At 40.7% G+C, this 3,655-nt stretch carries 5 protein-coding genes; 1 reads left to right on the top strand and 4 read right to left on the bottom strand.

Translation table 11 applies throughout. The annotated features are described in order from the left end of the window. Positions 1–402: 402 nt before the first annotated feature. The 3 genes from GQY27_RS20990 to GQY27_RS20980 form a co-directional block, all read right to left on the bottom strand. Positions 403–597: a hypothetical protein gene (locus tag GQY27_RS20990; protein WP_160037210.1), complete on the bottom strand. Its 195-nt coding sequence runs from the start codon at positions 595–597 to the stop codon at positions 403–405. A 285-nt stretch (positions 598–882) separates the two neighbouring features. Beyond that, on the bottom strand, positions 883–1,365 hold the full coding sequence (locus GQY27_RS20985) for a hypothetical protein (RefSeq protein WP_160037209.1): 483 nt from the start codon (positions 1,363–1,365) through the stop codon (positions 883–885). A gap of 130 nt (positions 1,366–1,495) precedes the next feature. Next, entirely contained in the window at positions 1,496–1,672 is a 177-nt protein-coding gene (locus GQY27_RS20980) for an aspartyl-phosphate phosphatase Spo0E family protein (protein WP_160037208.1), read from the bottom strand. Between the two features lie 603 nt (positions 1,673–2,275). Between GQY27_RS20980 and GQY27_RS20975 the strand changes: the two genes are divergently transcribed. After that, complete coding sequence (locus tag GQY27_RS20975) at positions 2,276–2,779, top strand: hypothetical protein (RefSeq protein WP_160037207.1); 504 nt, start codon at positions 2,276–2,278, stop codon at positions 2,777–2,779. A gap of 85 nt (positions 2,780–2,864) precedes the next feature. Here the strand turns inward: GQY27_RS20975 and GQY27_RS20970 are convergent, their stop codons facing one another. Continuing rightward, the gene (locus GQY27_RS20970; RefSeq protein WP_160037206.1) at positions 2,865–3,653 is read right to left on the bottom strand and encodes an ArdC family protein; all 789 of its coding nucleotides are present in this window, start codon (positions 3,651–3,653) and stop codon (positions 2,865–2,867) included. Positions 3,654–3,655: the final 2 nt, after the last annotated feature.

The following is a 3,655-nucleotide window of genomic DNA, read 5'->3' as shown; positions in this document are numbered from 1 at the left end:
AAAGTAGTTACTTCTATTGTAAAATAAAAAAGACTGCAGGCAAACTAGTTTAAGCTAGTTTGTCTACAGTCTGAAGGGTGTTCTCCTGGAGAACACCCTTTTTAAGTTACTTAAATTAAAGGCTCTGTTAAAGGATAATGTTGAAAAATGATAACTTTTAAAAAATGGTATTAGAAGGGTAGCGTCAGAAATATACAGGATTTTATGCATTCTGAGTGGTACGCCATAATTGTAGAAATGTCGATATATCAAGTTTTTGTGGCGCTTGCATAAATAGCTGTATAAACAATGTTCCACTAAAAAAGAGACAAACGCTGGTATATCAACGTTTGTCTCTTTTTCGTATGTCCCCAAACTTGCATTTGGGAACGTTATTTTGTATGGAGTTGTATGGTGAAATTTTTATTTATGTACATTTTTGATAATCAAATATGTACATACTGCCATTACACTTGCTAAATACAAGAATGAAAATCCTATAAAGCCTAAATAAGAACTTCCGATTTCAGGTGCACCAGAACTAAAAATATTAGAGAGAAATATACATAAAATAAGTCCTATTAGTAATGTTCCAATACCTATAACTAATGGTTTCAAAATATCCACCTCCCTTTGAATTCCATATCGATAATTTAACCATTTAATATTCATTAGTTAAACAAAAATCGTTCCCAAAGCGTCGTTTGGTAACTTTATTTATCTTAACGTTGTAAATCCGCATGAATCTGACAAGACCCCAATTACATTATGTTTTAATTTAAGTAACTCAAATTAAAAAACCGAATTTTATTTTAAGTTACTTAAATACAAATGCAAGAATCCCTTTTAAGTTACTTAAATTAAAATGCTAAAATTGTTTGTAATCTCGCTGCTTTGGAACAACTACTTTGGAGAAAATGTCATCGGTTTTTGATTACTTTCCTCCATTTGCTCAATGATGCTATTTAACATGTTATCCGTAATTTTTATCGGATAGTACCCCGCTCTATCGCGTAAAATGTTTTCAATAATCCAAGCTTTTCGTGTCCAATACTGGTAATTCTTTGCACCTTCATCTTGTCCGGACTTAAATTTTTTAGGTTGCAATTCGGCTCCTTTATTAACCACTCGGAGCAGATTGTATGTGCGCTTGCGTTCATTGCGTACCAGCTTTAGTAGTAAGGTCAAAAAATAACTGTCCTTTTCCATAAGTTCCTGTGTCGGTCGCTTAGCAGCGGACAGAAACACTACTTTTTCAGCTATTAGCGGCCTTCTCATCCCGTTTTCTTGCACCTCATCCCGGTAGACTTCCATATCACAAAATAAGCAATATAGCCCCTTACCGACGGGTTCAACAGCTGAACCACAATACGCACATGTCTGCATGATCTGGCTCCTTCCTGGCCTTTTTCTTCATCATTTATTTATAGAACATAACCATTCCGTTATTCTGTATAAACTGTTAAGCTCAAAAAGCGAGGGATCCAGAAAAAGTTCTTTACCCAGAGTCGATTAGTCAAACAATCGGCTTTTCTTTTTGTTTTCCAGTTCTACTATACTGGTTAATGAGTTCATCTAATAGCATCGATTGCTTTATTACAACTGGATGTTGAAAATCGTTATTGTATTTCTTAACCAAGGCATTAAGCTGCTTTCTAGCTTGTTCAATACTGGCCAAGTTTTTTTCGATCAAATCAAACCCCTCCTAAGCGCATCTTACTTCATCCTTACTGTTTTCATATTGGGTTAAGAAGTATCAAAAAGTTTGTGCTGACAAATGGCCTTGGATGATAAAGCATAGCGTAATGAGCATGCAGTCATACCTTCCACGATCCGCATCAAAGCGCCTTTGATCTTGGCTCCGTGCGGGGTGTAAAGCGAAGGACAGGAACATAGAGCACCTTATCCGGGATGCTTTGTTTCCCGGGTTAGGCGCTCTTGTTATCGGCCTAAGTAACCCTGCAGCGGTGCGTAGCGGCTCTTAGGTGGGTGGTCTTGCCGCCTTAGAGCTGGTAGCATCAGCCCTAACATCTTTCTGTTCCTGTGAAGCCTCTATCTTGCTTTAAATAAGCACCTCCAGCTGAAACAAGATCGTACCCGCTGTAGAGCTAGATCCCTTAAAAGCTTCCTCAAAACTCTATTTATTTAAGGCTTGGTTAAAACCAAGCCCAGGTTGAAACCAGATCCGAAAAAAGGGATACACCTGGTACTATGACTCTCAACTTTTTTAAGGAGATCATTTAGGTAACCTATATTATAATAATTAAAGTTACTCAAATGATAAGGAGTGAAACTTGTGAACCAGACTCATGATCCGCGCCCTGTTGGCCGTCCCTCTCAAGGAATTACCAAAAAAGTTTCCTTAACGCTAACCAAAGAAGAATGGACAGAAATTGAAGATTCGGGTAAGACTGTAGCTGCCTTTTTAAAAGATAAAATGAAAAAACAGCCTGATGTTACCCTAAGACCTGAATGGGAAACGCAGCGTATTCCCATCTCCTATCCTCGTCCTCTAGCTGAAGAATGTTGGGACACTTATCTAGACCGCACGGATGAACAACTATCATCTGACATCATAGATGCTGCGAAAGAGTCAATGTTTCGAGTTCTCTATCCTAACCAAGCGGAAAATGTAATTGTAGAAGTAAAAGACCAGTACATATGCCCCTTTACAGGAAAACGGTTCGGATCTATGGATAAACTCGTTAGCACTGCCATCCCCACATTAATTCAGTGGGCTACTGCAAAAATAAATCTTGAACTAATAAAAGCTGCGAAGCGAGAAAAGGAAAAGAAGTAGTGCTTTTAATTTAAATTAAGAGGGGGTCCAGGGGGAGGAATCCCCCTGGCGAAACTCAATTCGCAGGGGCAAAGCCCCTGCCTCTTTAGTTACCATTTGCTTCGTCAAAAGTCGTACCTAGTATATAGTCTGTCGCCTTTTGGGCTTGTCCTGCGGCCTTTACAATTAACGTTGGATCATTTTTAAGTTTTCGGTGCCATGACTGGATATAAGCGGCGCTGTTCTCGATGGTGCTGTTATCAATGCCGCAAGTCGCGCAGAGCATGGCTGCTCCAATCTCGGCTATAAGTTCTTCCTTGGAATAGTTTTCATCACCAAAGGCGGCGTATTCCTCGATGCCTGGCCGGTTTAAACGGCTCTGATGCCCGCTACTGTGTATGAGTTCATGAAATAAGGTCGAATAATACTCCTCTGCTTTTGGATAGTCTTGTATGGGCGGAACACTGACCCTGTCTGGAGATGGCATATAATAAGCCCGTCCTGACGTGAAGCCGATCGGCGGAGCGTCTGCATATCCGTCTACAATCGCTTCCGCTTCAGCAATAGGATCATGGTCAAAACTGATCTCCTTCCGCTTACTTTTTATGCCCTTGCAGTCCTTTATGTCAAACACTCGGTAATAGCGAAGCATCGGTATTTTCTCAGCTTCTCCGGTATCCGCATCCTCTTTTTCTAACCAGCGCCAGAAAACAACGATTTGAGACTTAGCGCCTTTGACACTGCCCCCAGCTTCCGTAATCTGCTTATAAGTGGCGTACTCTCCTGGCGGAAGTAACAGTGTATTAATCCCCCGGTAGGGCCGCTGCGTTATCCAGTTTACCGCGCCACTAACGACCCACGGTCTGCGCCACGGCACGACACCCGCCGCAAGCAGTT

The organism is Paenibacillus sp. An7 (assembly GCF_009870785.1).
Taxonomy (GTDB): domain Bacteria; phylum Bacillota; class Bacilli; order Paenibacillales; family Paenibacillaceae; genus Paenibacillus.
The sequence above is the reverse complement of the archived record's forward strand: the minus strand, read 5'-3'. Positions and strand labels throughout refer to the sequence as shown.

Bases quoted from the DNA above. Each gene is read 5' to 3' on its own strand.
- GQY27_RS20985 (WP_160037209.1), bottom strand. From the start codon at position 1,365: ATGCAGACATGTGCGTATTGTGGTTCAGCTGTTGAACCCGTCGGTAAG.